Origin of the sequence: Sorangium sp. So ce367 (assembly GCF_051520455.1) — a bacterium.
Classification (GTDB): Bacteria; Myxococcota_A; Polyangia; order Polyangiales; family Polyangiaceae; genus Sorangium; species Sorangium cellulosum_B.
Window position 1 is genome coordinate 12,446,175 of record NZ_CP150334.1, and the last position, 25,222, is coordinate 12,471,396.

General features: G+C 72.8%; 23 protein-coding genes. 9 read left to right on the top strand and 14 right to left on the bottom strand.

Annotation, left to right across the window (positions count from 1 at the left end):
- Positions 1-387 precede the first annotated feature (387 nt).
- The gene (locus WME97_RS47105) at positions 388-1,239 is read right to left on the bottom strand and encodes a hypothetical protein (RefSeq protein WP_437547636.1); all 852 of its coding nucleotides are present in this window, start codon (positions 1,237-1,239) and stop codon (positions 388-390) included.
- Positions 1,240-1,682: 443 nt separating this feature from the next.
- Positions 1,683-2,696 carry a DUF4349 domain-containing protein gene (locus WME97_RS47110; protein WP_437547637.1) on the bottom strand — a complete coding sequence of 338 codons (1,014 nt, stop codon included), beginning with the start codon at positions 2,694-2,696 and terminating at the stop codon, positions 1,683-1,685.
- A gap of 124 nt (positions 2,697-2,820) precedes the next feature.
- Here WME97_RS47110 and WME97_RS47115 point away from each other — a divergent pair, with 124 nt between their 5' ends.
- Positions 2,821-3,744, top strand: a complete 924-nt coding sequence (locus WME97_RS47115; RefSeq protein WP_437547638.1) for an NAD(P)/FAD-dependent oxidoreductase — start codon at positions 2,821-2,823, stop codon at positions 3,742-3,744.
- A 40-nt stretch (positions 3,745-3,784) separates the two neighbouring features.
- On the opposite strand, the gene WME97_RS47120 is transcribed toward WME97_RS47115, so the two are convergent.
- From WME97_RS47120 to WME97_RS47140, 5 genes are all read right to left on the bottom strand, one after another.
- Positions 3,785-4,246, bottom strand: coding sequence for a hypothetical protein (locus WME97_RS47120; RefSeq protein WP_437547639.1), 462 nt, complete (start codon positions 4,244-4,246; stop codon positions 3,785-3,787).
- The gene (locus WME97_RS47125) at positions 4,243-4,650 is read right to left on the bottom strand and encodes a hypothetical protein (protein ID WP_437547640.1); all 408 of its coding nucleotides are present in this window, start codon (positions 4,648-4,650) and stop codon (positions 4,243-4,245) included. The genes WME97_RS47120 and WME97_RS47125 overlap by 4 nt, the downstream gene beginning before the upstream one ends.
- On the bottom strand, positions 4,643-5,218 hold the full coding sequence (locus WME97_RS47130; RefSeq protein ID WP_437547641.1) for an RNA polymerase sigma factor: 576 nt from the start codon (positions 5,216-5,218) through the stop codon (positions 4,643-4,645). Before WME97_RS47130 ends, WME97_RS47125 begins: the two co-directional genes overlap by 8 nt.
- 29 nt (positions 5,219-5,247) lie before the next feature.
- Positions 5,248-6,390, bottom strand: a complete 1,143-nt coding sequence (locus WME97_RS47135) for a Spy/CpxP family protein refolding chaperone (RefSeq protein ID WP_437547642.1) — start codon at positions 6,388-6,390, stop codon at positions 5,248-5,250.
- 170 nt (positions 6,391-6,560) lie between these two features.
- Entirely contained in the window at positions 6,561-7,064 is a 504-nt protein-coding gene (locus tag WME97_RS47140) for a GreA/GreB family elongation factor (protein WP_437555635.1), read from the bottom strand.
- 712 nt (positions 7,065-7,776) lie between these two features.
- Here WME97_RS47140 and WME97_RS47145 point away from each other — a divergent pair.
- The 5 genes from WME97_RS47145 (at position 7,777) to WME97_RS47165 (ending at position 11,977) form a co-directional block, all read left to right on the top strand.
- The gene (locus tag WME97_RS47145) at positions 7,777-8,388 is read left to right on the top strand and encodes a response regulator transcription factor (protein ID WP_437547643.1); all 612 of its coding nucleotides are present in this window, start codon (positions 7,777-7,779) and stop codon (positions 8,386-8,388) included.
- 46 nt (positions 8,389-8,434) lie between these two features.
- Positions 8,435-9,169 (top strand): sensor histidine kinase, encoded by a 735-nt coding sequence (locus tag WME97_RS47150; RefSeq protein WP_437547644.1) that lies wholly within the window; start codon positions 8,435-8,437, stop codon positions 9,167-9,169.
- Between the two features lie 25 nt (positions 9,170-9,194).
- A complete protein-coding gene (locus WME97_RS47155; protein WP_437547645.1) occupies positions 9,195-10,775 on the top strand; it encodes a sensor histidine kinase in 1,581 nt (526 codons plus the stop codon).
- 22 nt (positions 10,776-10,797) lie between these two features.
- Positions 10,798-11,532, top strand: coding sequence for a response regulator (locus WME97_RS47160; RefSeq protein WP_437547646.1), 735 nt, complete (start codon positions 10,798-10,800; stop codon positions 11,530-11,532).
- 88 nt (positions 11,533-11,620) lie between these two features.
- Entirely contained in the window at positions 11,621-11,977 is a 357-nt protein-coding gene (locus WME97_RS47165) for a response regulator (RefSeq protein ID WP_437547647.1), read from the top strand.
- A 38-nt stretch (positions 11,978-12,015) separates the two neighbouring features.
- On the opposite strand, the gene WME97_RS47170 is transcribed toward WME97_RS47165, so the two are convergent.
- The 5 genes from WME97_RS47170 to WME97_RS47190 form a co-directional block, all read right to left on the bottom strand.
- On the bottom strand, positions 12,016-13,167 hold the full coding sequence (locus tag WME97_RS47170; protein ID WP_437547648.1) for a methionine aminotransferase: 1,152 nt from the start codon (positions 13,165-13,167) through the stop codon (positions 12,016-12,018).
- A 289-nt stretch (positions 13,168-13,456) separates the two neighbouring features.
- Positions 13,457-14,971 (bottom strand): DUF3526 domain-containing protein, encoded by a 1,515-nt coding sequence (locus WME97_RS47175; protein ID WP_437547649.1) that lies wholly within the window; start codon positions 14,969-14,971, stop codon positions 13,457-13,459.
- Entirely contained in the window at positions 14,968-16,401 is a 1,434-nt protein-coding gene (locus tag WME97_RS47180) for a DUF3526 domain-containing protein (RefSeq protein WP_437547650.1), read from the bottom strand. Before WME97_RS47180 ends, WME97_RS47175 begins: the two co-directional genes overlap by 4 nt.
- A gap of 39 nt (positions 16,402-16,440) precedes the next feature.
- Complete coding sequence (locus tag WME97_RS47185; protein WP_437547651.1) at positions 16,441-18,474, bottom strand: TonB-dependent receptor; 2,034 nt, start codon at positions 18,472-18,474, stop codon at positions 16,441-16,443.
- A complete protein-coding gene (locus tag WME97_RS47190; protein WP_437547652.1) occupies positions 18,471-19,247 on the bottom strand; it encodes an ABC transporter ATP-binding protein in 777 nt (258 codons plus the stop codon). Before WME97_RS47190 ends, WME97_RS47185 begins: the two co-directional genes overlap by 4 nt.
- 389 nt (positions 19,248-19,636) lie before the next feature.
- Between WME97_RS47190 and WME97_RS47195 the strand changes: the two genes are divergently transcribed.
- Entirely contained in the window at positions 19,637-20,362 is a 726-nt protein-coding gene (locus WME97_RS47195) for an SDR family oxidoreductase (RefSeq protein ID WP_437547653.1), read from the top strand.
- Positions 20,363-20,393: 31 nt separating this feature from the next.
- On the opposite strand, the gene WME97_RS47200 is transcribed toward WME97_RS47195, so the two are convergent.
- On the bottom strand, positions 20,394-21,011 hold the full coding sequence (locus WME97_RS47200; RefSeq protein WP_437547654.1) for a TetR/AcrR family transcriptional regulator: 618 nt from the start codon (positions 21,009-21,011) through the stop codon (positions 20,394-20,396).
- Between the two features lie 109 nt (positions 21,012-21,120).
- Between WME97_RS47200 and WME97_RS47205 the strand changes: the two genes are divergently transcribed.
- Complete coding sequence (locus WME97_RS47205; protein WP_437547655.1) at positions 21,121-21,861, top strand: 3-oxoacyl-ACP reductase family protein; 741 nt, start codon at positions 21,121-21,123, stop codon at positions 21,859-21,861.
- 165 nt (positions 21,862-22,026) lie between these two features.
- Positions 22,027-22,965: a hypothetical protein gene (locus WME97_RS47210; RefSeq protein WP_437547656.1), complete on the top strand. Its 939-nt coding sequence runs from the start codon at positions 22,027-22,029 to the stop codon at positions 22,963-22,965.
- An 86-nt stretch (positions 22,966-23,051) separates the two neighbouring features.
- Here WME97_RS47210 and WME97_RS47215 read toward each other — a convergent pair whose 3' ends face one another.
- Positions 23,052-25,187, bottom strand: a complete 2,136-nt coding sequence (locus tag WME97_RS47215) for a cytochrome C peroxidase (protein WP_437547657.1) — start codon at positions 25,185-25,187, stop codon at positions 23,052-23,054.
- Positions 25,188-25,222: the final 35 nt, after the last annotated feature.

Below are 25,222 nucleotides of genomic sequence, written 5' to 3' on the forward strand. Positions count from 1 at the left end.
CTCTCGGGCTGGCGCGCCGACAGCGGTACTCCCACGCACGACCGACTCGCCCTCATCGCAGCCCCGCGCACCACCGACCGGGACCTGCCCTTCGTGCTCGCCGCCTCGTACATCGGAGCATCTCGGAGGCGCTTACACGGCGAAAGACACGTCCGATCCGGACGGACGCCGCTTCGTGTTTGCGTGGCTCCTGTTCCCGGAGAATGCCTGGAGAATTTTCACAGGGAGGCGGGGAGGCGGGGAGGAAGAAAGAATGAATGAATTTCTCCCTCTTGCCGTCTCTCGCTCCCCGCCTCCCCGCCTCCCTGTGAAAATTCCTGCTTCTTCTCGCGGTTTTAACCCGTTTGTCGCTCTAGGTCCCGCGGCTCGGGCTCGCCGTCTCCGAAGCTAGGGAAGAAAGACGGTGATCACCTTGGGGGCCGACTCCGCATTGCCGGTAGGATTGTTGCCACAGCTCGGGAAATACATGCCACGCGGCCTGAGCGGCTCGCAGACGCTGTCGCACGACCCGACGATGTTGATCATCCCGCAGGGCTCGGGCGCTCCGCTGCTGCCGAGGTGGCCGGCGGCGCAGTCCCGGGACAGCGATCGTGCATGGTCACGGTTGGCCTCGTCATAGCAGGCGTTCAGGTAAGGAGAGGGGGCGAACAGATTGCCCCAGAAGGCACCTTCCAGTCGAGTGTAGGTCGTGAGCTCCGGGGTATCGGTCTTGTCGATGACCGAGTCTCTGGCCCGCGAGGAGATCGTCACGGGCACGCCGTACCAGTTCGTCCGCGAGGCAAGGCACGCCGAGACCCACTGCTGCCTCTGAGGGCCGAGCGGCGAGGTGCTCCAGTCCGGCGCGAGGCCGATGATTCCCCAGTACTGCTCGTTGCGCACCGTGCCCGAGCTGTCGGTCCACGAGAAACTGAACGACTGCAACGAGGTGAAGGCACAGCCGACCATATAGCTGAGGAGCTGGCGTGAGAGAGCGCCCGCCGCCCCCGGATCCCGGATCGCGCTCAGGGCCGCCGGGCTCAACGCGCCGGGGTTGAGGGCGTTGGGGTTGAGGGCATTCGGGTTGAGGGCATTCGGGTTGAGCGCGTTGGGGTTGAGGGCATTCGGGTTGAGCGCGTTGTTGTGCTCCAGCGCGCTAGGGGCAACTCCTAAGGAGTCCTCCTCCTCTTCCTGAACTGCGACGCAGCCCACCAAAGACGCGAGCGAGAGCGCTGCGACACCAGCGATGCCGATCCGGTCCATCGTCCCCCCCCGGGTTCGTCCCTTCGTGGCCTCGTCGAAGGTGGAATGGGGTGTACCGATGAATAGCCATCATGTCCAGTGCTCAACCGGTGATTTGTGTAAAATTTATAAATCATTGAAAGCGAGGACCTGCTCTGTCCACGGCGTGGAGGCGAGCGCAAGGTGGCGTGTCGCGTTCATCGCGCTCCATGTGAGGCCCAGCAGAGAGCGATGGATGATCGAAATCTCACATTGCATGAAGGCTCGACAGAAGGGCAGCGAGCGGCCTGTGTGTCGTTGCAATGTGCCGTGTGGCGACAGGAGCGTGCGCGGGGCCGGGCGCGATGGCGCGGGGCACGCCGCTGACGAGCGCGTCGCCGAGCGCTCCGGCTGGCGCTGTCAGGGGATCTCGTGCGCCGGGGCCGAGCAGGCGGTGAACGAGCTGCTCGGGTCTACTATCCGGCTCACCCGGCGTCGATCTCGCCGTCGCCGCGCGGGCCCTGCGCCGGAGGCGGCGAGGTCGGTTCCGGGGAAGGCTGCGCGCCCTGCGCCGGCGGCGCGGTGATCGGGTAAGGCTGCGCACCCTGCACCGGCGCCGCGCCGGTCGGGTAAGCGTGCATCGGGCCCGCCTGGAAGGGTGGACGGAAGCTGGCTGTCGTGCGCCGCTGCCGCCGGAGGATCGCGCGAAGGGCGTAGTAGAGCGCCCCGAAGAACGCCGCCAGGAGCAGCAACGTGGGGCCGATCGAGGCGGCGAGGACCGCGGTCTTCACGGCGACGACCCCCGCGTTCTCAATTCCCTCGCTGGCCGCACGGGCGATCTTGCCGCCGGCGCCCAAGGTCTGCTCCTCGCCGCGCGCCGTGATCGACATCTTCACGGTCGCATAGGCGATCTGCCCCTCCAGCAACCGCTCCTGCGCCTCGATCTGCTCGATCGTCTCACGCACGCTCCCGAGCTGCTTCTCGACGGCGACAACGTCCGCGAGGCTCCCCGTCCTGTCGGAGAGCAGGTCGAGCAGCCGCTTCTCCTGGGCGCGGGCGTTCCGCAGCCGCGCGCCGATGTCCGCGCGCTGCTCGGTCACGTCCTCGGCCTTCTCCGCGTCGTCGACCACCTCGCCGACCGACGCCGCCGCGGCGCGGAACGCGCCGACCTTCGCCGAGGGGACCCGCGCCTCGAGCGACGCGCTCCGGTGCGGGCCGCCGTGCACCCGGGCCTCGCTCACGTAGCCGCCGTGCTCCTCGACCGCGGTCCGCAGCCGCTGCATCGCCGGCTCGAAGGCGTCGACGAGGATCGCGGTCTCGACGGTGATCCGCATCGCCCGCCCGGCGAGCGGCGCCGCGGGTGATGGCCCCGGCGCTCGCTGATCCAGCGCCGCGACCTGCGCGGGCGGGGCCGATCCGGAATGGTCCCCTCTGGCGCAGGCGCTCGTCAGCGTCACCGCCAGGAGCAGCACGGCAGGCAGCCTCATGCAGGAGCGCATGAGGTGACCATAGCGGTTCGAGCGAGCGACCGCGAGCTGCGCCCGTGAGCCCGCCTCGGGCGAGGACGCGGACACGCCGTGCGCGCCGGCGGCGGGCCCGCCCGTTGCGAGGCGGGCGCCGACCATGTCGACACGCGAAGAGGACACCCCGGGATACGACGCGATCATCGTCGGCGGAGGGCCGGCCGGCCTCAGCGCGGCGCTCATCCTGGGGCGCTGCCGGAGGCGCGTCCTCGTGTGCGACTCGGGGCGGTACCGCAACCACGCGGCGCGCGAGATGCACGGCTTCCTGTCGCGCGACGGGATCGCGCCGTCCGAGCTCCGGCGGATAGCGCGCGAGCAGCTGGCGCCGTACGGCGTCGAGATCCGCGAGGCGGCCGTCACCGACGTGCGCCGCGGAGCGAGGCGCTTCGAGGTGACGCTGGAAGGCGGCGAGCGCCTGCGCTGCCGCAAGCTGCTGCTCGCCACCGGGCTCGTCGACCGGCTGCCGGAGCTCCCGGGGCTCCCCGCCATGTACGGCAAGAGCGTGCACCACTGCCCCTACTGCGATGGTTGGGAGGCGCGCGATCAGGCGATCGGCGTCTACGGACAGGGCAGCACCGGGGTCTCGCTCGCCGTGAACATGAAGACGTGGAGCGATGACGTTGTCCTGTTCACGGACGGGCCAGCGTCCCTGTCGAGATCGGACGCCGATCGGCTCGCGCGCCACCGGATCGGCGTGCGCGAGGAGCGCGTCGCCCGGCTCGAGGGCAGGGACGGGATGCTGGAGCGCGTGGTGCTCGCGGACGGCAGCGCGGTGGAGCGCCGCTCGCTCTTCCTCAAGGCGAAGCAGGAGCAGGGGGCGGATCTGGCCGAGCGGCTCCGCTGCACGGTCACGGAGGAGCGGGGCGTCGAGACGGCCGCCGAGCACGAGGAGACGACCCGCGAAGGGGTCTTCGTCGCCGGGGACGCCTCGAAGGAGGTGCTGCTCGCCATCGTGGCCGCCGCGGAGGGCGCCGCCGCGGCGTTCGGGATCAACTGCGCGCTGCAAGAAGAGGAGCTCGCGTAGCGGGGCAGCGCGCCCTCGCCGGCGCTGACCGGACAGGCGCTCAGTCGCCCCGACCGCCCGGCCCGCGCCCGCGGCCAGGCCCCGGCCCGAACGGCGGCGGGCCCGGGCGCCGCCGCCGCTCGGCCTCGAGCTCCTCGTAGCGGGTGAGCTGCTCGGGCGTGAGCACGCCCTTCACGCGCGCGTCGGTGCGATCGCGGAGGGCGTCGAGCGCGGGGCGGCACTCGGAGAGGAGCCTGTCCCGCTCGGTCTCGGCCTCGGCGAGCGTCGCCTTGAGCTCGCGCACCTGGCGGTCGGTGAGGTCGAGGTGGCGGCGCATCGCCTTGAGGCGGAACTGGGCGCGCGCCTCGGTCGGAGGACCCCGGAAGGTGGCCTCGAGGTCGCGCAGCGCCGTGACGCGGCCGATGGCCGCGCCGGCGACGCCGCCGAAGAGGAAGACCGCGGCGAGCACGGCCAGCGGCTTCCAGCGGGCGAGGGCGGGCGGGGACGCGGGGCGTTCGGTCATTCGCTCGCCTCGAGGGCCTCCACGGAGGCCATGATCGCGCTGTCGACGTCGCGCTGCGCCTGCAGGAAGAAGAGGATGCTCGCGGCCGCCGCGAGGGCGGTGACGACGAGGGCAGGGCGACCCGAGCGGACGATGCCGTCGGCGATCGCGGGCCGCGCGGGCAGGGGCAGGAGCCGAGGAGCGGCCGTCGCGGCGCGGACCATGGCGTCGGTGAAGCCGGCGTCCGGCTCGAGGCCGTCGGTCGCGGCCGCGATGCGCGCGAGCGGATCGCTGGCCGTGCTGGCCGTCGCAGCGCGCAGCACGGCCGCCGTGAAGCGGTCGTCGGCGTCGATGCGAGCGGTCGCGGCCGCGAGGCGCGCGAGGTCCCGATCGGGTCCGGTCCGGTCGTCGTCGCGGTCAGACATGCGGCGCCTCCTCCTCGATCTGCCGGGCGCGGAGCGCGGCGCGGGCGCGCACCAGGCGTTGCTCGACGGCGCCCTCGGAGCAGCCGAGCGCCGCCGCGGCCTCCTTCGCGGGCAGGCCCTCGACGGCGACGAGGACGAGCGCGGCGCGCTCCTGGGGCGGGAGCGCGGCGAGCAGCGCGTCGAGCTCGCGCAGCGCGACGCGCGCCTCGGCGGAGACGAGGCCGTCGAAGCGCGGCTCGGTCGACGCCTCGCGCGCCTCGCGCGGGGTGTCGCGGCGGCGCCGGAGGGCGTCGAGGCACGCGTTCGTCACGATGCGGTACAGCCAGGTCTCCACCTTCGATCTCCCGTCGTAGCGCCCCTCGCGCAGGGCGCGGTAGGCGTCGACGAACGCCTCCTGCAGGGCGTCCTCGGCCTCGGCGAGGTCGCCGACCAGGCGCGCGGCCAGGCGGTACATCGGCGCGCGCGTGTGCTCGACGATCTGCCGGAAGGCCGCATCATCGCCCCTGGCGACGCGCGCTGCGACGAGCCTGAGGTCGACGATCACGTTCCCCCGCGATTCTGCGCCCATGGCACCGCGCGCGCTACAGGGACGGGCGCTCAGCGGCGCTCGGGGCCGCGCATGCCGGGCCCGGGGCCGTGTTCGCCGCCGGGCCCGCCGGGCCCGGGGCCGCGCATGCCGGGCCCGGGGCCGTGCTCGCGGCCGTGCCTGCCAGGCCCGGGGCCGTGCTCGCGGCCGTGCCTGCCCGCGGCCGGCCCCTTCTCGATGCGCTCGGCGAGGGCGTTGCGCTGCGCCTCGTCGAGGATCGGGACGATCGCGGCCAGCGCGCCGACCATGCGGTCCAGGTGCGCCCGCGGGCCCATCTTCTCGCCCGCCGGCGGCTGCGGCAGGAACGCGTTCGCGTCGAAGCGATCCGCGGCGAACGTCTCGATCCGCGCGCGCATCTCGGCGCGCCTCGCCGCGTGATCTTCCTTCCGCCCGACCCGGTCGGCGTCGCCCGGGCGCGCGGCCTCGAGGGCCTTGTCGATCTGCGCCCGTTGCTCGTCGCGCAGGTCGAGGCCGGCGAGGAGGTGGCCCAGCGGACCGCCGCGCATGCCGGGGCCGCCCATGCCGCCGTGGTCGCCGTGCATGCCGGGGCCGCCCATGCCGCCGCGGTCGCCGCGCGGGCCGCGGTGGTGCTCGCCGCCGCGGTCGCCGCGCGGGCCGCGCTCTGCTCGCTCGTCCATCTTCGCGGCGATCCCATCGACGAGCTGCCGGCGCTGCTCCTTCGTGAGCGTGGCGTGCAGGGTGCTCAGCGCCCCGGCGACGCGCGCGCGGCGCTCCTCGGCCGCGCGGCCGGCGTCGGGGAGCTTCGCCTCGATCGCCGCCCGATCGATCTTGCCGGCGCGCACGCCCTCGGCGAGCGCCGCGAAGACGGCCCCGTCCTTCGGGCGCTCCTTCGCGCCGTCGCGCAGCCCCTCGAGGGCGCCCTCGATCGTCGCTTCCTGCGCGTCGGAGAGGTCGAGCTCGTGGAGCGCCGCACGCAGGAGGTGCTCGGGGCCGCGCGGCCCGCCGCGATGGCCGCCGAAGCCCTCCCGGGGACCGCCCGCCCCGGGCGGGCCCTTGGCGAGCGCCGCCTCGGCGGCCTCGTCGCTCGGGGACGTGTTGCCCTGCCCCGTCTCCGCCGTGCAACCGGCCGCGCCGACGAGCGCGCCGACGAGCGGCAATATCCCACCAAGCCTCCACCAACGAGACTGCGTCATGGACTCTTCTCCTGCGTCGCCCGCGTCGTGCCGAGCGGGTCGTTCATCCCTGTGACGCGGGCGGGGAGGGGAGCCCTACGACGAGGAGCTACTTTTTCTGGAGGCCCGGTCGTCCGGCAAGCTCCGCAAGGAGCCGGGAGAGGCGAACGCGGGCTGGATCGGGCCCGGCCTTACCGCACGCTGGCGATCAGGTGGGTGCGCGTCCCCTGCGGTGTGGCGACCTCGGCCTCGTCGCCCTCCGACAGGCCCAGCAGGGACGCGCCGAGGGGGCTCGTCGTGGCGAGGGTCTGCAGCTCGACCCCCTGGAACTGGATGCGCTCGCCGCCCGCGGCCGGCAGGAGGAAGTAGAGCGCGCGCCGCTTTCCGCTCTCCAGCTCCACCAGCGCCGAGCTCTCGATGCCCGCGCCAGGGCCGAAGTCGCGCACCGTGACGGCGCCCAGCCTGGCGAGCGCCTGCTCGATCTGGAGCACGCGCTCGCTGTGACCTCGCGCCACGTAGGACGCCTCGGTGGCGCGCATGTCCTTGTCGCCTTCGGCGCGGTTCTCCTCGTGCGTCACGGCGCTCGCGGCGTCGCGCGCCCGCTCGGTGGAGCGCTCGAGCTCACGGGCGAGCTGGTCCTTCAGGGCCGCTAGCAAAGCGCGCTTGTCGATGGCCGGTGGCATGGACACGCACATCTTACCAGACGGGATCGCGGCGGTCACTCCACGGTCGTCGGGCGCCGCGCGGCGCTGAGGACGGCCGAGGGGCGCAGCCGTCCTCGGCGCCCCGCGGCGCGCGTCCGTCTCCGCCGGTGCAGATGCAGATGATGAGGAGACGGGAGGCGGCCCGGCTCCTCAGGGAAGGCCGCGCGCCGGGCGCCCGCCCGCCCGCCGGCGGGCGGCGCCGAGCGCACACCTGCGCTGATTGCAACTCTGTAATGGATGCCTCTCGCACAGAGTCGCAGCTCATGGCGCCTTTTCGCGTCGAGATCTCCCCGCCCCTTGCAGATGTGCAATCCACGCGCGTCTCGCGCGGCGGACTGCCGACGCGCTTATCGTTCGTGTGAATCGAATGTTTCAACACGGTGACCTGGAAGCACGAAGACGCGCGAAGACACACGAAGACCCGCGATGACGCCCGATGAAGCCCCGCGACGGCGAGCGGGAGAACCGCTCAGGAATCGTTCAGGAATCTCTTTGCCGGGGTACGGTGAGTAGTGTAGATTCCTAATCTGCTGCGCCGCTGCTCCGGGCTGGAACGCATCGACACGAGAGCATGGGTGTCGTGCGGCGCCACCGCACAGCCTGGAGCGCGCGGGCCGAGCGCGCGCGACATGACGCGAGGCGTCCTGCCGCCGCTCGCCCGGGCTGCTTCCCGATCACTGCACGAGCACACAAGAGGAGAATCGTGAGCCTGTATGCCCAGGAGCGGCTGCGCGTGCTCGTCGTCGACGACGAGCGGAGGATGCTGGACAGCATCGCGGCCATCCTCGACGACGACGTCGATGTCGAGACCTGCACGTCCGCCCACCGGGCGCTCGAGCTGCTGCAGACAGGCCAGTTCCACGTGGTCTGCTCCGACTACAAGATGCCCGGGATGAACGGAGACGAGCTCCTCAAGCGGGTCGCCGGCCTGCCGTTCTACACGAGCTGCCTGCTGATCACCGGAGACGAGGAGTACATCCGCTCCGGCGAGGCGGGCCGCCACTACGTCATCCTCAAGCCGTTCGAGCCCGCCCGGGTCACCCGGATCGTCCTGGAGCTCGCGCGCCTCGCCCGCGCGCGGCGGTCCGCGGACGCCGGCGCGGGCGCCTCCTCGGCGCGCGAGGCCGCCGCGCCCGCCTCGAAGACGAGGAGGGCCACGCCGTCGCTCAGGCCGCGGGAGGTCCAGGACGCGCCGGCGTCCTCGCAGCGCGAGCGGGTGAGCTCGTACCCGCCCCCGTCCTCCCGCGCGGCGTCGAGCTACCTGGACACGGTGCGGGTCGGAGACGCTGGGCTCCCGGCCCGGACCCTCAAGTGATCGACCGCGGCGGCGAACGCGGCACCCGAGGAGGCCATCCCCCACGATGACGAGCCGAGATCCGCTCGGCGCGGTGGAGCAGACCGCGACGGCCGAGGAGATCGTGGCCACGCTGCGCCACGATCTGCGCAATTGCTTCGGGACGATCCGCAATGCGGCGTTCTTCATCCGGCGCAAGGTCGCCCGGGAGCAGGCCTTTCGGGACGACCCGCGGGTGGAGCAGTTCCTCGACGTCATCGACGAGGAGGCGATCGCGGCGAGCGCGCTCGTCGACGGCGCCGTCGACGCGAACCCGAGCCTCAGGCGGCGGCCGGTGAGCGCGAGCGCCCGCGAGTGCGTCCTCACGGCGGCGGCCTGCGCGCGCATCGCCGAGCCGGGGATCCGCGTCGACATCGACGCGGCGGAGGGCGTTGTCGAGCTCGATCCGGCCGAGCTCGCCCTGGCCGTCCGGTGCCTCGTCGAGAACGCGGCGGAGTCGATGCCCGGGGGCGGGGTGGTCACGCTGCGCGGGAGCGTGGCCGGCGCGCGCTACCGCATCGAGGTCGGCGACGCGGGGACGGGCGTGCCCGAGGCGGAGCGGGAGGCGATCACGCGCCCGTTCTACACCACCAAGCCGGGCCGCCTCGGCCTCGGGCTCAACATCGCCGGGCGCGTGGCGCGCCGCTATTTCGGGACGCTCACCCTCGGCCGCGGCGCGCCCTCGGGCACGCTGGCCTGCATCGAGCTGCCCCTCGCTCTGGCGCCCGAGCCGCCCGGCGCGCGCGCCGAGGAGCGGCTGTGACGGCGCGCGCGGCCGAGGCGCCGCGATGAGCATCCGGGCCGCCCTCTCGCTGATCTTCGCCGTCGCCGCGGCCGTCGTGCTGCTCGCGACCGGCGCGCTCCACGTCACGTCTGCCAGCATGACGCGGCTCCAGCGGCGCGCCGAGCTGTCGTACGAGGATCTCACCCGCCATGTCACGCTCGCCAACCACGCCGGCCGCTACATGCGGGAAGCCGCGGAGATCTCCCTCGGCGGCGGCGACACCGAGGAGCTCCACCACCTGGCCGGGCTCGTCGCGCGGGACCTGTCCGCGGCGGAGGCGATCGAGCGGGCGCGGGAGCCGCTGGAGCGGGCGCGGGAGCCGCTGGAGCGGGCGTGGGCGCCGCTGGAGCGGGCGCTGATCGAGGGCGAGCGCGCCTCCGAGGCGCTGCGCGAGGCGCAGGAGGGCGACGAGCGCCTGCGCCGGATGCGCGCGAGCTTCGCGGCGATCGCCGGGGGCGTCGACCACGTGTCCCGCATGGCGAGCGCCGGGGATCCGGCGGCCTACCGGAGGTTCGTGGAGCGCCCCGAGGCCGAGTACGAGGAGGGGTTCGTGCCCCAGATCGACGCGGCCATCGCCGACGCGCGGCGCGACGTCGCGCGGAACGCGGAGGAGGCGGGCCGCGCAGGCGCCAGGATCAGGATCGCGAGCATCGCCCTGATGACGGCGGCGCTCGTGCTCCTCGTCGTGCTGCTCGGCGGGCTCCTGCGCTCGATGGCGCGCGGGTTCGGCGCGCTCGCGGAGTGCTCGCGGCGCATCGCCGGAGGCGACCTCGATTACCCGCTGCCCGACCTGGGAAAGCACGAGTTCGGGCGCATGGGCGCGGCGCTCCGCCACATGGCCGAGAGCCTGCGCGAGGCCCAGGCGTCGAGCGTGCGCGTCGAGCGGCTCGCGGCGATAGGGCAGCTCGCGGCGAGCGTCGGGCACGAGCTCCGCAACCCGCTCGGCGCCATCCGGAACGCGACGCACTACCTCAAGAAGCGCCTCGCCGGGACCGAGGTCGGCGCGGAGCCGCGCGTCGCCCAGCTCCTCGCCCTGATGGAGAAGGAGCTGCTCTCGTGCAACCGGATCATCGGCGATCTCCTGGACTTCGCGCGTGAGCGCAGGCTCCGCCGCACCGCCTGCCCGCTCGCGCCCCTGGTGGACGACGCCATGTCGGTCGTCACGCCGCCCGCGCACGTGCGCCTGGAGAACCTCGTGCCGGCGGCGCTGCCGGTGCCGAGCCTCGACAAGGACCAGTTCCGGCAGGTGCTCGTGAACCTGATCCAGAACGCGGCCGAGGCGATCCCGGCCGAACGCGAGGGGTGGGTGCGCGTGGTTGGACGTGTGTGCGATCAGGCCGTGAGCCTCGTTGTGGCCGACAACGGGGAGGGGATCGAGGAGGAGCACCTCGCGAAGATCTTCGAGCCGCTCTTCAGCACGAAGCTGAAGGGGACGGGCCTCGGGCTCGCCATCACCGCGGGGATCGTCCGCCTGCACGGCGGCACGATCGCGGTGGAGAGCGCGCCCGGCGCGGGGACGACGTTCACCATCCGGTTACCGCGCGCCGCGGCGCCGGAGGTACACTCCTCCGTGCAGCCCGCGTGACAGCGGAGGGAGACGGCCGTCGATGCAAGGGACCGGACCGGTGCTCGTGGTGGACGACGAGGAGGGGATGCGCGCCACGCTCGCCGCGAACCTCGAGCTCGAGGGGTACGAGGTCGTCGAGGCGCGGGACGGGGCGCACGCGCTCGAGCTCGTGCGGCAGCGGCGCTTCGCGCTCGTGCTGAGCGACGTGAGGATGCCCGGCCTCGACGGCGTCGCGACGTTCCGGGAGATCAAGCGGCTCCAGCCGGAGCTCACGGTGGTGCTGATGACGGGCTTCGCGCGCGAGCAGCTCATCGAGCAGGGCATCGGCGAGGGCGTCTACGCGGTCATCTACAAGCCCTTCTCGATGGAGCACCTCATGCGGATCATCGCGCGGGCCCTCTCGTCGCGCGGCGTGCTCGTCGTGGACGATCTCCCCGCGGTCGCGGAGTCGATCGTGGCGGGGCTCACGGCGGCCGGGCTGCGCGCGGAGGCCGCGTACGACGGGTACACGGCCATCCAGCGCGCGCGGGACGCGGGGGTCGACGTCTGCGTGCTCGACCTCCGGATGCCCTCCCTGGACGGCGTGAGGACCCACGAGCAGATCCGGCGGCTGAGCCTCGGGATCACGGTGATCGCGATGACCGGCCACGCGACGCCGGAGATGATCCACGCGTTCACGAGCCAGGGCGGGTATGCCTGCCTCCACAAACCGTTCGAGGTGCGCGAGCTGATGCACACGATCGCGCGCGCCAGGAGCGACCCGGGGACGTGCTGAGGGCCGCGGGACATGGCGCCGGGCGGCGGCGTGCGCTGCGCCCTGCCTGGCCGCGACCGCGCCGGCCGCGCGGGCGGAGGAGGCCGGCGTGAGCGTGACCGTGCTCCTCGTCGACGACGACGCGTCGTCCCGGTTCGTGCTCGCGACGCTCCTGGAGGACGAGGGCTTCCAGGTGGAGGAAGCCGGCTCGTTCGCCGAGGCCGGGCGGAAGATCGCGGCGGAGGGCGCGCGGTACGACCTCGCGCTGCTCGACCAGAACCTCGGCGACGGCCACGGCACCGATCTCGTGGCGGCGCTGCGGGCGCGCCTGCCGCGCGCGAAGGCGGTGCTGATCAGCGGCAGCGGCGACGACGCCCTCGGCGACGCGCCCCCGCCGGACGCGGTGCTCTCGAAGGGGATCGGCTTTCCGGATCTGCTCGATCGGATCCGGCAGCTGCTCGGCTGACGCGCGCAGGCGCCACGCGGGCCCGCCGCGGCGGGCCCTCAGACCCGGCGCAGCCGCTCCGCCGCGCGCTCGAGCGTCTCGTCCCGCTTGGCGAAGCAGAACCGCAGGACGGGCCCGGGCTCCACGCCGGACAGGAACGGGGAGATCGGGATCGCGGCGACGCCGTGCTCGCGTATCAGGCGCAGCGCGAAGTCGGCGTCTCGCTCGGTCGTGATCTCGGAATAGTCAACGAGCTGGAAATACGTGCCCTCGCACGGCAGGGGGCGCAGCCGCGAGCCCTCGATGAGCTTCAGGAACCGGTCGCGCTTTGCCTGGTAGAAGGGCGCGAGATCGGCGGCGAGCGGATCGCGCGTCACGACCTCGGCATACGCGTGCTGGATGGCGCCGTTCACCGCGAACGTCACGAACTGGTGCACCCGCTGGATCTCGGCCGAGAGCGCCTGCGGCGCCGCGCAATAGCCCACCTTCCAGCCGGTCGTGTGGTACGTCTTGCCGAAGGAGCTGATGACGACGGAGCGATCCGAGAGCTCCGGATACCGCGCGAGGCTCTCGTGCCGGCGGCCGTCGAAGAGGATGTGCTCGTAGACCTCGTCGCCGACGACGAGGACGTCCCGCCCGTCCACGACGCGGGCGAGCTCGCGCATGTCGTCGGCCGACAGCACCGTTCCGGTCGGGTTGTGCGGCGAGTTGATGAGCAGGAGCCGCGTGCGCGGGGTGATCGCGCGCCGCACCTCGTCCCAGTCGACGCGGTAGTCTGGGAAGCGGAGCGTGACGAACACGGGCGTTCCGCCGTTCAGCAGCACGGCCGGCGCGTACGAGTCATAGCAGGGCTGGAACAGGATGACCTCGTCCCCGGGGCGGACGAAGGCCGTGATCGTACTGAAGATGCCCTCGGTGGCGCCCGAGGTGATCGTGATCTCGGTCGCCGGATCGTAGCGGCGGCCGTAGAGCCGCTCGATCTTCATCGCCAGCGCCTCGCGCAGGGCCAGCACGCCAGGCATGGGGGCATACTGGTTGTGGCCGGCGCGCATGTGGCGGGCGACGGCCTCCACCAGCTCCGGCGCGCAGTCGAAATCCGGGAAGCCCTGCGACAGGTTGATGGCGCCGTGCTCGTTCGCGAGCCGCGTCATCACCGTGAAGATGCTGACGCCGGTCGACGGCAGCTTCGATGGGATCGCAGGTGTGATCATGATGCGCTCCTCGGCCGGGTCCTGACGGGCCGGGACCTTAGCATTTCACCGCTTCTGCCGGCGATCCGGTCGCCGCCCGGACGGGACCGCGAACGTTAGCCTGCGTTACACGTAATCGCCTCCCCACGACCTTGGTGTCCCGGTTGACCTGCTCGATCTCCTCGGCGGAGAGCGTGGGCGGCAGCGAGCGTTGGAATCGTCGGATCGGCTCGGCGAGCGCGGCGATCTCGCGAGGGGCCAGCGCCAGCCCGTGAATGTCCTCGATCCGCCGCGTTCGATCGTCCGTGGCTCAGGTCTCCCGTGCTTTCCCGTCGCGGCTCAGCAGCGTGTAAGGTCCGCTCGGTGGTTCCTGGCCGGCGGTCGGCCGGGCAGATCCCTTGCGCGAGGCGCTCGCCTCTTCCAGCCACGACGCCGCGTCGATGCGCCGGACGGCCTGCGGGATCGTGGCGCCGAGCAGCGCGAGGACGCCGAGCAGGCCGGCGAGGCCGGAGAGGTGCAAGGGCCGCGGGGCGGCGCCTTCGCGGTGGCGCGGGACGTCGTCGATGTCGAACGCGGCGAGGCCCTTGTCGTTGAAGACGAGCGGATAGAAGTACTGCTTGAGCTGCTCGTGGTAGGCCGCCACGCTGTCCCTGAAGGCGAGCTCCGTGGCCATGTCCGTGCCCGCCATCCGGTCGAGCACGAGCTCCAGCGCGAGCGGCGGCAGGACGAGCGCGGCCCGCGCGGTCCACTGCTCGCGGCGCGCGAGCGCCGCGTGGTAGTCCTCGACCTGCCGGGCGACGTGCGCGTCGCCCATCTCGTGCATGGCGTAATACCAGGGCCAGGAGAAGCGGTCTTCCGGTACAGGGGTCTGGGCCCACTCGGGCCGACGCGCGAAGAACGGGTCGAGGGTCGCGCGCTTCGGCCGGTCCCAGCCGGCGTTCATCTCCTGCCGCTGCGCGAGCGTGAGCTCGACGCCGCCGCGCGCGGGAGAGGCGGTGATGATCGCGAGGTTGACGAGCGCGGGGAGCAGGACGCACCAGGCGATCCAGGCGCCCACGAGCGAGATCGCGTTCCACGCGGACGAGCGGCGCAGCGAGGCCACGACGAACACGACGACGAACCAGAGCGCGATGTACGCGAGCGACGCGAGCGCGAAGACGCCGGCGCGCCCGTCGAGCGGGAGGCCGAGCCAGGCGACGGCGAAGGCGAGCAGCGCGAGCGCGACGGCGGAGACCAGCCCGGCGCGCAGCGCGAGCCGGAGGGCGAGCACACGGGACAGGCGCGTCGGCTGGGAGCAGACGAGCGGCTCGGTGCCGAGGTCTTCGTCGCGTGAGCGGACGTCGTAGCTCACGCCGATGATGAAGAGCGGGACGAGGAAGATGAGGACGAACCCGTAATCGAAGCTGCCGGAGAGCTGCTTCAGCGGGTTGGCGATGTCGGTCTTGTAGAGCTGCGGCACGAGGCCGATGAAGCGCAGGTGCCGGCTGTACGGGTGCACGTCGCGCAGCCCGGTCGAGAGCGCCGTCCACTCGTTCGGCGCGTGCGCGACCGGCATCGCGAGGTAGTAGAGGACGAGGCCGAGATCGTCCTCCGGCGCGTGCGTCTTGCGGAGGTAGCTCTCCTCCTCCCTGAGCGCCGGCTCGAGCGCCGCGATGACCTCGCGCTCGTGGGCGACGCGGGCCGCGCCGTCGACGATGGCGGCGACGCCGGCGGCGAGCAGGAGCGCGGCGGCGACGAGGACCATCCGCGCGCGGAGCATCTGGCGGAGCTCCAGGCGCGCGCGCGAGGGAAAACCTGCGAGAAGACGTGCGAGAACGGAGCTCATGACGCCTCTCCCTGGCGGCGGGTGAAGAGCGCGACGGCGAGCGAGAGCGCCGCCGCCCACGCGAGCACCGCGAGGCCGGCGGGCGCCACGCGGGACAGCGCCCACGCGGCGGGAGGCCTCCTGTGGTGGAAGGGGTCGAGCTCGCTCCACTCCGCCCGATCGACCCGCTGCGCTCTGTCGTTGTGCCAGCGGATCTTCGTGATGTGCAGGTGGTTCAGGTGCTGGATGAAGACATAGCGGTACGCCTCGGCCTGCTCCTCGAAGTCGACGAGGTGGTGGGCGTCGGTGCCGGCGATCCCCATCGAGAACGACCGGATCGCGAGCAGCGGCGTGAACAGGCCGGCGCGGAGCGCGAGCGCGTCCTGGGCGCGGTGCGCCTCGAACAGGCGCGTGGAGTAGTCGTTGAACACCGCCGTCGTGACCTTCTCCCCCTCGCGCATCACCACGCCGCCGTAGTTGACCGGGAGGTCCTCGACGCGCGACGCGCCGTGCTCGGCCAGGGTGCGGCGCCGGAGCTCCTGGAAATGGGGGTTGTTCGGATCGTGGCTGTCTCCGACCTCGCGGATCGCGCGCGCGAGGTCGAGCTCGACCTGGGCGCGCGACGGCGTGGGGTGGAGGCGGCTCGCGGCCTGGGCGGCGAGCCGCGGCGTGACGATCCAGAGCGCGACCCACAGGCCGAGGAGCGTCAGGAGCGCGCCCTGCGCGCGGCGGTGGAGCGACGAGACGAGAACGCCGAGCGCCGTACAGGCCGTCAGATAGACGGCGTAGCCGCCCGCGAGCACGGCGGCGCGGACGAGCGTGTCCCGGGACGCGTCGAGCACGCCCGTGAGCACGGCGCCCGCGAGCGCGAGCGCGAGGAGCGGCGCGAGCCACAGCGCGACGGCGAGCAGCGCGCCGAGCACCTTCCCGGCGACGAGGACGCGCGCGTCGACGCCCTGGGAGACGGCGAGGCGCCATGTCCCCGACTCGCGCTCTCCGGCGACGCTCGCGAACGTCATGCAGAAGATGAGCAGCGGCAGCAGCACCTGGAGGACGAAGGCGGCGCTCGGGGTCCCGAAGCGCGCGAGCTCGCTCGACTGCCCGGCCTCGCTGAAGCTCAGCGCGTTGCGCTGGTGCGGCTCCAGGAAGATCGACGTGCCGGCGAAGGACTCGAGGCCTGGATCGAAGAAGCCGAGCGGGCTCGGGGCGCGGAAGGCGAAGGTGCCGTAATGGGCGGCGCGGTGCGGGTGGCGATCGGGCTGATCGACCCACTGGCGATGGACCAGCTCCTGGAAGGCCGCGCGCTGGCGGGCCTCCTGGGTGTGCCGCGCCGCCTCGAGCAGGAAGGCGGCGACGAGGAGCGCCGCGACGAGCGCGGCGGCGATGCGGACGGTGCGGTTGCGCAGCGCGCGGATCGCCTCGTGCCGCGCCGCTGTGAAGAGGGCTCTCATGCGCTGACTCCCTGAGGGGCTCGTCGGACCGCGGCGGCGTCAGAACCTCAAGGTGCCAGTCACGTACGCCGAGCGCGCGTTGCCCGGGTTGTGCTGGGCCCCTGCGGCGCCGAAGTCCTTGTACCAGATGGACGTGTCGTAGGACTCGTCGAGCAGGTTGTTCACCTCCACGCCGACCGAGATGGCCTCGTCAACCTCGTAGGCCGCGCTCGCGTTGGCGATGACGTAGTCGCCGACCTTCCGCGCGCCTTGCTCCGGGGTGAAGTTCTCCTTGTTCAGGTAGTAATCGCCCTGCGCGTAGCAGAAGAGCGAGACGAGCAGCTCCCGCACGGGGCGGACGTCGATCCCGCCCTTTGCGCTGAAGCTCGGGACATGGTTGAGCTCCTTGCCCTTGTTCGCGGCGAGCGCCTGCCCGGGCTCGACCTGCTCGGAGAAGGTGCGGCTGAACGCGCCCCACACCGAGAGGAAATCGTTCGGCCGCAGCGTGAGCTCGACGTCGAAGCCGCGGCGCATCGTCTTCCCGACGTTCTCGAGGTCGCCGGAGCCGTCGCCCCTGTCCCGCACCTCGCCGCTCGCGCGCTGCTCCCAGTACGCCAGGTGGCTCGTCATCCACGGGAAGACGCTCGACCGATAGCCGATCTCCCAGCCGTCGTTGATCGACGGATCGAGCGGCGTGCCCTGAAGGGCATAAGCGCCCTTGCCCGTGCCGATCTGGAACGTGCGCCCGTAGTTGGCATACAGGCTCTGCCCCTTCACCGGCGTGACCATGACGCTCGCCTTCGGCTGCCAGATGAAGCCGTAGTCGTTGAGGTCGTAGTCGACCCTGCGGGCGGCCTCGCCCTCGGGCTGCTCCAGGAAGCTGCCCGCCCCCGCCAGGCGGTCGGCCCGCAGCGCGGCGACCAGCCTGATCTGCTTGAGCGGGCTCGCGCTCGCCTGCACGTAGGAGCCGGCGGCGTGGAGCATGAAGTCCTCGTCGCGGAACGCGGGGCCTCGCCGCTCGCGAGCGACCGTGGGGATGCGCTGGTACCGGTTGTCCTGAAGCTGGTAGTCGACCCCCCACTCGACCGTGAGGTCGAGCGCCCGGGGGTCGCGCGCGCGGTACGTGAGCACCGAGATCGCGCCGTACTGCCGATCGTCCTCGATCCGCAGCTGCTGGTCGAGGTCGGGATCGAACTTCACCCACCGGTCCCTCAGGAACGCCTGCCCGTAGCCCTTCAGCTGCCACGAGAGGCCCCGGGTGAGCTCGTGATCCAGGTGGACGCTCGCGTGGAGGGTCGTCTGCCGGCCGCCGTCTGTCGCCGACTGGGGCGGCGACGCCGTGGGGCGCGAGCGCGCCTCCTCGATGGACAGGTAGCCTGGGGCGTCGGCGTCGAGGAGCATACCGCGCAGGATGAGCCCGACCCGGAGCTCCCTGGACGGCTCGTAGAACCACTTGGCCGAGCCTGCGACCTTGTCCGTCCTCGCGTGATCGCGGTAATTGTCCGAGCCGCGGTAGCCGGCGAAATAGGTCTGGCTCAGCGCGCCGTGCTCGGTCGCGACGAGCGCCTGGGGCTCGACGGTCCAGAAGCTCCCGGCGAGGAGCCGGGCGATGCGCTCGTTGCCTGTCTTGCGGGTGATGACATGGATGTTGCCAGCGACGTTGTTCAGGCCGTAGCGCGGGTCGTTCGTGCCCTTGACGACCTCCATCCGCTCGATCTCGAGCGGGAAGACGGCCTTCATGTCGGGGAGGCCGACGTGGTGGTTGCTGGGGATGCCGTCGATGAGGAGCTTCGTGTGGGCGACGTCGCCCTGCGTGTTGAAGCCGCGGAGCCCCACGTCGGCGTTGATGACTCCCTGGTTGAACGACTCGACGGTGACCGCCGGCACGCGCCGGAGCAGCTCGAGCGGCTCGGCCGCGCTCTGCTTCTGGAGCTCCTCGGCGCCGAGGATATCGACCGAGGTTACGACGTCGGCGCTGTCGAGGGGGCCGATCCGCTGGCCGATGACGAGGATCTCCTGGCCGACCGCGACGGCGGTCGAGAGGAGCGCGGCGAGGGCGGTGGCGAGGCCGGAGGTGCGCGCGCGGGGGGTCATGACAGGACCTCGGGCGCGGGAGCGGCGGCCGCGCTGCTGCGCGAGGGGAGAGGGGGAGCCGCGTCGCCCGGGGGGTCGAAGTGCCGGCGGTACAGCGCGAGGACCTCGACCTCGGACACGCCGGCGGCGCTCGTGACCTCGACGAGCCGGCCGGCCTTCATGACGCCGATCCGGCGCGCGATGCTCGCGACGGCGCCGAGGTCGTGGGTCACCATCAGCACGGCGGCGCCGCGGTCGCTCTCGCGCCGGATCGCGCTGCAGAGCTCGCGGACGGCGCCTGGATCCAGCCCGGAGGTCGGCTCGTCGAGCAGCAGGGCGCCGGCGCGCTTCGCCTGCGAGAGGGCGAGCACGACCTTCTGCCGCATGCCCTTGGAGTAACCGCTCGCCGGGCGGTGCACGGCGCCCTCGGGCAGCCCGGCTGCGGTGAGCAGCCGCGAGAGCTCCGCGGAGGAGGGCGCGCGCGCCTCCGACAGGCCGAGGAAATACGCGAGGTTCTCGCAGCCGCTGAGGTGCGGATAGAGCCGCACCTGCTCGGGGACGTAGGCGATCTTGCGCCGCGCCCCGATCGGATCGGCCTCCACGTGGGCGGAGCCCACGTACGCGGCGCCGGAGGAGGGCCGCGTGAAGCCGAGGAAGAGGTTCAGCGTGGTGGTCTTGCCCGCCCCGTTGGGGCCGAGGAGGCAGAACACCTCTCCGGCCGGGACCTCGAGATCGAGCGCGTCGAGCGCGGGGGCGCCCCCGTAGGACTTCGAAAGCTTGTTCGCCGTGAGCATGGCTGGGCCGCCGGGGGCACCGCCGCCGGCGGCGCACCCTATGCTATTTGTGTATATGAAAGTCAATTGCAAATGTATTGCAATTGAATGCTGGTGGATGGGGTAGACCAGTCGTTCAGGGGTAGGCCCAAGGCCGCCCCTCCCTGGACGACGCGGCGCGGGGCCTGTTCGCCGGCGCGTCGCGGCGTGTCCGTGCGCTCCGGACGATCGTGTGGGTCAACCCGGGGAGCGAGGGCGGCCGCGCCCTGGCCTGGCTCGAGGCCGGCGCTCCGGCTGAGGTCGGGTATCGGCTCCGCGCCGGCGAGCCGCGCCCGTGATAGCGTGCCTCCCGCCGGCGCGGGGGGCGGCGCTCCGTTCCTCTGCGCGCGGCGGAGAGAGAGGGGGACACCGTGCGGCTGAAGGACAAGATCGCGCTCATCACCGGGGCGAGCAGGGGAATCGGCAAGGCCAGCGCGCTCGCGCTGAGCCGGGAGGGGGCCGTCGTGGTCGGCGTGGCGCGCAACGCGGCCGATCTGGCGGCGCTCGAGCGGGAGATCCGCGAGGCGGGCGGCCGCGGGCTGATGATCGAGGCCGACGTCACCCGCGCCGCGTCCGTCGCCGCGTGCGTGGAGCGGGCGGTCCGCGAGCTCGGGAGGGTCGACATCCTCGTCAACAACGCGGGCATCGGCGGATACCGGCCCTTCCTCGAGTGGTCCGAGGACGACTACGACCGCATCATGGCGACGAACGTGAAGGGGACATGGCTGTTCTGCCGCGAGGTGATCCCCCACATGCGCCGCCAGGGCGGCGGCCACATCATCAACGTCGCCAGCGTCGCCGGCCTGCAGGGCTATCCGAGCGAGGCCATCTACTGCGCCTCCAAGTTCGCGCAGATGGGCCTGACCCAGGCGCTCGATCGCGAGTTCTGGCAGGAGAACATCAAGGTGAGCGCCGTCTGTCCGGGCGGCGTCGAGACGCACTTCGCCCTCGGCGACGGGCGCACCGCCGGCTCGGACCGCATACAGGGCTTCTCCACGCCGGAGGACGTGGCCGAGGCCGTGGTGCTCGCCGCGCTGCCGCGGGACCGCTCGCGCATCGTGCAGATCGTCATGCGGCCCATGAACGAAGCCACGTAGAGCGCGGGCTCGCCTCGCGCGCCGCGCGCGCTCAGACCGCGGCGCGCGGCCTCGCCAGCGTCTCCCAGGCGGCCATCGCGCAGTCGACGATCGCCCGGAGCGCCTCGCGCGAGGCGCCGTCGCGGGCCTGGAGGGAGAGGCCCTGGAGCACGGTGGTGTAGAAGGCGGCGAGCGCCGCCGTGTCGGTGCCCGCCGGCACGTCGCCCTCGGCGACGCCGCGATCCAGCCGGCGCCGGAGCGCGTCGAGCGCCGCCCGCCGGCACCCGGCGAGGTAGGCGCGCACGCGCTCGTTCTCCGGCGTGCCGAGCGTCGCGGCGAGCACGATCATGCAGCCACTCGGCTTGCCCGGCGTCGCGTACCCCTCCACGTTGCCGCGCAGCATCGCCTCGACCGCCCCGCGCGCCGTCGGCTCGTCGCGCATGGCCCGGTTCGTCGCCGCGCCCTCGACCTCGCTGTAGAGCGCCACGGCCTCGCGAAACAGCGCCTCCTTGCAGCCGAACGCGGCGTAGAGGCTCGGCGAGTTGATGCCCATCGCGGCCGTGAGATCGCTGAGCGAGGTGCCCTCGTAGCCCCGCTCCCAGAACACCTCCATCGCCCGTCGCAAGGCGGCGTCCCGATCGAAGCTGCGAGGGCGACCTCGTCCGACCATCAGCGAGACCTTTCTGTGTTTCTGTGACGATCGATAAAAAAACCGATTGACCACCGGTCACGGGACAACGTATATATTCTGTATCGATCTGTACAGAAAAGAGGTAGCGATGGCGGAGTTTGCAGGCAAGGTGGCGCTGGTGACCGGGGGCAGCCGCGGGATTGGCGCGGCGATCGTCAAGCGGCTGGCGCGGGGCGGGGCGGATGTGGCGCTGACGTACGTGAGCGCCGCGGACAAGGGGCGGTCGGTGATCGCCGACGTCGAGGCGGCGGGTCGGCGGGGGATGGCGATCGCGGCGGACACAGCGGATCCGGCTGCGATCGTCGCCGCGGTCGAGCGGACGGTGGCCGAGTTCGGCAGGCTGGACATCCTCGTCAACAACGCCGGTGTCGCCATCATGGCGCCGCTCGAGGCCGTGACGCTCGCGGACCTGGACAAGACGCTGGGGATCCATGTGCGGGGCGTCTTCCTCGCCTCGCAGGCCGCGGCGCGGCACATGGGCGCTGGCGGGCGCATCGTCAGCATCGGCAGCTGCCTCGCCGACCGGGTGCCGGGGCCGGGAATCACGCTGTACTCCATGAGCAAGACCGCGCTGGTCGGCCTCACGAAGGGCCTCGCCCGCGATCTCGGGCCGCGCGGCATCACCGCCAACCTCATCCAGCCTGGCCCGATCGACACGGACATGAACCCGGCCAACGGCGCCGGAGCGGATGGGCAGCGGAGCATGCTCGCGCTCGGTCACTACGGCAACACCGACGACATCGCCTCCACGGTCGCTCATCTAGCCGGCGAAGGCGGGCGCTTCATCACCGGAGCGACGATCACCATCGACGGCGGGTTCTCGGCCTGAGGGGGGCCGCGCGGCCCGCGCTGGGCGCCGGTCGCGCGGCCACCTTCGACCCCCGAGCGCGGCCCGCCATGGCGCCGCCACCCGCCCGATGTGCATGACGCACGCGGGTATCCCGTAATCTCGGCCTTCTCCTCGCTGGCACGCGATCTGCCGTGGGCGCCATGCATGGGAGACGTGGACATCACCTTGCGCCACCTCGCCCGCAGGCGCCCCGGGGACCTGGCGCGCGCCTTCGTCCCGGAGGGCCATCGCACCGAGGTCGTCGGCTGGGTGGACAGCCAGGTCACGAACATCGAGCGCCGCCTCGACAAGGCGCTGCGCCTGCAGGTCGACGGCGAGCCGCGGGTGCTGCATGTCGAGTTCTGCTTCGCGCTCCGTGACGACATACCGGATCGCGTCCTCGAATACCTCGGCTTCCTCTTCGCCGCGCTCCGCCTCGAAGCCCCTGGTGAGCCTGTGCCGCCGATCGAGAGCGTCGTTGTTGTCCTCTCGGGCAGAAAGCGACGCTTACGTGCAACGGGCCAACGCTGCACCGCATGGCCAGGTCGGCCGTTCAGCGGGACGCACTTCCGCGTGGACGCCGTCTACCAGCGCACGGTCGCGGAGCTCCGGGCGCGCGGCAGCGTGCTCTGGCTGGTGTTCGCCCCGCTGGCGCGAGACGCGACCGCGGCGGCGCTGCGGGAGGTCGTCGCGGAGATCCACGCGGAGGCAAAGGCTGCGGCGGAGCGGGCCGAGCTGTACACGGCGCTCCTGGTGATGGCCGCCATCGATCCCTGGGGGCATAATCTGCGGAAGGAGCTCATCGACATGGTGGAGGACAAGGAAGAGGGGCTGCTCCGGCGCACGCCGATCATCGGAGAGATGATCATCGAGGCCGAGCGACGAGGCGAGCTTCGTGGCGAAGAACGAGCACAGGAGGCGATCGCAGAGCTGCTCGGCCGCCTCTTCGCGCGGCGGATCGGGCGGCGGCCGACGGCTGACGAAGCGCATTTGATCCTCGAGCGAGCCCGCGCGAACGGCCCGGGTGAGGTCACGGATGCCTTGCTCGATCTCGAGGGTGAGGCGCTGGTTCGCTGGCTCGCGGAGCCGATCCGCCACTCGTGAGCTCCCGCGAGAGGCGTGGGGATCGGGCGTGTCCGTCGAGCGTCGCCCCGCCCGGGACGACGCGGTTCAGGCCGGCCGCGCCTCCCTCAGAGCGACTCCAGGTAAGCGACCAGGGCGCGCCGATCCCCGGCCGACAGGTGGGCCGTGTGGCCCATGGAACCGTCCACCCCCTCGACCAGCGCGAGCAGCGTCGGGTACCGGCCGTCGTGGTAGTACGGCGCGGACCGGCCGACGAAGCGCAGCGAGGGCGTCTCGAAGGAGCGCTCCGTCTCGAAGCGCGTCGCGCTCCGCACGTCGTGCCGCGCGCCGTCGGTGGTCAGCTCGTCGCCGACATGGCAGCTCGAGCAGCCCGCCTCGCGGGCGTGGAAGAGCTCCTCGCCGCGCGCGGCGAGGGCCGCGCGGGCGCCGGCCGCCGGCTCTGCGGCTGCCGCTTCTGCGGCGCCGGCCGGCGCCGCCACGAGCGCGGCGCGCTCCTCGGCCGTGCGGACCGCCGCCTCGGCCGGCGGCTCCATGCCGCGGAGGTACGCGAAGATGGCGTCGCGCTCCTTCGCGCTCAGGCCGGTGCCCGCGAGCCGGGACATGGTGCGGGCGAAGTGGCTCTCCAGGTCCTTCTTGCCGCCCTCCCAGCCGTACGGCGCGGTGCCGTCGAGCCGCCCCATGAGCATCGGCGTCTGGCGCGGGCCCTCCGGCGTCGACCAGGTGAGCGCGTCGTCGCGGCCGTCGGGGTGGCAGCTGGCGCAGGCGCGGCCGTCGAACGCGACGCGACGGCCGCCGGCCGCGTGGAACAGCCGCTGGCCCTCCGCGCGCTGCTCGTCGAGGCGCGACGCGCGGGGCAGGGCGATGACCGGCAGCTCGCCCGCGAGCTCCTTGCCGGCGGCGCCGATCGCCGTCGGCCCCGGGTCGCGCGCGGCGGGCAGGATCGTCAGCGCGCCGTCGAACCGGGAGAAGACCACGGCGCGCCGGCGCGCGCCGTCGACCGCGATGGCGGTGGGCCCGGCGCCCACGCGGGCGCGGAAGAGCTCGCGATCCCGCACCGATCCGGTCCGCTGCGGCTTGCCGGGGATCTGGGCGCGGGCGTCGTAGGCGATCACCTCGTCGTGGCCGAGGCACGCGACGAGCAGCACCTCGTCCCCGGGCTCGATCGCTGCAGCGCGCGGGAGCCGGCAGCCGCGGAGCCCGAGGTGGGCCGAGACCGGCGGGACGTCCGCGCGTTCGCCCATCGCGTCGACGACCGCGATGTGCTCGATCACGGTGTGGACGAGCGCGCTGCCATAACCACCGGCGCCCGTCGTGGGCCCCGGATCGACGAGCGCGATGGGCGCGAAGACCGCGCCGCTCGCGGCGCGCGCCAGCGCGAAGCCCTGGGAGCCGCGGCGATCCACGCTTACCGTCGGGCGGCGCATCTGGAACGGCGTGCCGTCTTCCAGATCGAAGGACACTTTCCGCGATGGCCCGCTCGAGCTGCGGGGGAAAGGCTTGGCGAGCTTCGACGTCGATCTCGGGGCGCGCCGCTCCACCCCGTCGGTCGACAGCTCCCGCGCGCCGGTCGGCGCTCCGCCTTCGCCGAGCGTCACGACGCTGATGCGGCCGCCGACCGCGTGGGAGACGAACGCGCGCCGTCCGTCGCTCGACGCGACGACCGCGCTGGGATCGCGGGCGAGCGGGAGCTCGCCGGTGCGCCGGAGGTCGGCGGTCGCGAGGCTGGTGAGCGCGTGGCCCCAGCGGCTCGCGACGAGCAGCGTGACGCGGTCCGGCGTCATCGCGAGGCCCACGGGCTCGCTCGCCACGGGCACCAGGCACCTTCGCTCGAGCGGGGCGGCAGGGCCCACCGGCTCCAGCACCTCGAGAAGGGCGCGGTCGCGCAGCGAGGCCACGACGCGGCCGTCGCCCAGCACGATCACCTGGGCGGGCCGGCCCGCGAGCGGCGTGCGCGCGAGCGCGGCGCGGGCGTCGATGTCGACGGTGTGGAGGGCGGCGTCGTCCTCGTCGGCGACGAAGGCGAGGGTGCGCCCGCCGATCTCCGCGAGGGCGACGCCGGAGCCGGCGTGGGTCGCGTCGAGGGGCGCGGGCGCGGGGCCCGCCGCACGCCGGGCGCAGATGGGCGGCGGCGGCGCCTCCGCCGCGGCACGAGGGCTGGGTGGCGGCGCCGGGGCCGGGTCGCGCGGGGAGGGGGTGCAGGCGAGGGCGAGGAGGGCGAGGGCGGTCGGAGCGGCGGCTCTCATGCCTGGACCATCGGCCCAGCGGGCGAGAGCGTGAC

What these genes read in the sequence shown, in the direction of transcription:
- WME97_RS47105 (WP_437547636.1), bottom strand. Translation starts at nt 1,239, where the DNA reads ATGGACCGGATCGGCATCGCTGGTGTCGCAGCGCTCTCGCTCGCGTCT.
- WME97_RS47110 (WP_437547637.1), bottom strand. Translation starts at nt 2,696, where the DNA reads ATGCGCTCCTGCATGAGGCTGCCTGCCGTGCTGCTCCTGGCGGTGACG.
- WME97_RS47115 (WP_437547638.1), top strand. Translation starts at nt 2,821, where the DNA reads ATGTCGACACGCGAAGAGGACACCCCGGGATACGACGCGATCATCGTC.
- WME97_RS47120 (WP_437547639.1), bottom strand. Translation starts at nt 4,246, where the DNA reads ATGACCGAACGCCCCGCGTCCCCGCCCGCCCTCGCCCGCTGGAAGCCG.
- WME97_RS47125 (WP_437547640.1), bottom strand. Translation starts at nt 4,650, where the DNA reads ATGTCTGACCGCGACGACGACCGGACCGGACCCGATCGGGACCTCGCG.
- WME97_RS47130 (WP_437547641.1), bottom strand. Translation starts at nt 5,218, where the DNA reads ATGGGCGCAGAATCGCGGGGGAACGTGATCGTCGACCTCAGGCTCGTC.
- WME97_RS47135 (WP_437547642.1), bottom strand. Translation starts at nt 6,390, where the DNA reads ATGACGCAGTCTCGTTGGTGGAGGCTTGGTGGGATATTGCCGCTCGTC.
- WME97_RS47140 (WP_437555635.1), bottom strand. Translation starts at nt 7,064, where the DNA reads ATGTGCGTGTCCATGCCACCGGCCATCGACAAGCGCGCTTTGCTAGCG.
- WME97_RS47150 (WP_437547644.1), top strand. Translation starts at nt 8,435, where the DNA reads ATGACGAGCCGAGATCCGCTCGGCGCGGTGGAGCAGACCGCGACGGCC.
- WME97_RS47155 (WP_437547645.1), top strand. Translation starts at nt 9,195, where the DNA reads ATGAGCATCCGGGCCGCCCTCTCGCTGATCTTCGCCGTCGCCGCGGCC.
- WME97_RS47160 (WP_437547646.1), top strand. Translation starts at nt 10,798, where the DNA reads ATGCAAGGGACCGGACCGGTGCTCGTGGTGGACGACGAGGAGGGGATG.
- WME97_RS47170 (WP_437547648.1), bottom strand. Translation starts at nt 13,167, where the DNA reads ATGATCACACCTGCGATCCCATCGAAGCTGCCGTCGACCGGCGTCAGC.
- WME97_RS47175 (WP_437547649.1), bottom strand. Translation starts at nt 14,971, where the DNA reads ATGAGCTCCGTTCTCGCACGTCTTCTCGCAGGTTTTCCCTCGCGCGCG.
- WME97_RS47180 (WP_437547650.1), bottom strand. Translation starts at nt 16,401, where the DNA reads ATGAGAGCCCTCTTCACAGCGGCGCGGCACGAGGCGATCCGCGCGCTG.
- WME97_RS47185 (WP_437547651.1), bottom strand. Translation starts at nt 18,474, where the DNA reads ATGACCCCCCGCGCGCGCACCTCCGGCCTCGCCACCGCCCTCGCCGCG.
- WME97_RS47190 (WP_437547652.1), bottom strand. Translation starts at nt 19,247, where the DNA reads ATGCTCACGGCGAACAAGCTTTCGAAGTCCTACGGGGGCGCCCCCGCG.
- WME97_RS47200 (WP_437547654.1), bottom strand. Translation starts at nt 21,011, where the DNA reads ATGGTCGGACGAGGTCGCCCTCGCAGCTTCGATCGGGACGCCGCCTTG.
- WME97_RS47205 (WP_437547655.1), top strand. Translation starts at nt 21,121, where the DNA reads ATGGCGGAGTTTGCAGGCAAGGTGGCGCTGGTGACCGGGGGCAGCCGC.
- WME97_RS47210 (WP_437547656.1), top strand. Translation starts at nt 22,027, where the DNA reads ATGGGAGACGTGGACATCACCTTGCGCCACCTCGCCCGCAGGCGCCCC.
- WME97_RS47215 (WP_437547657.1), bottom strand. Translation starts at nt 25,187, where the DNA reads ATGAGAGCCGCCGCTCCGACCGCCCTCGCCCTCCTCGCCCTCGCCTGC.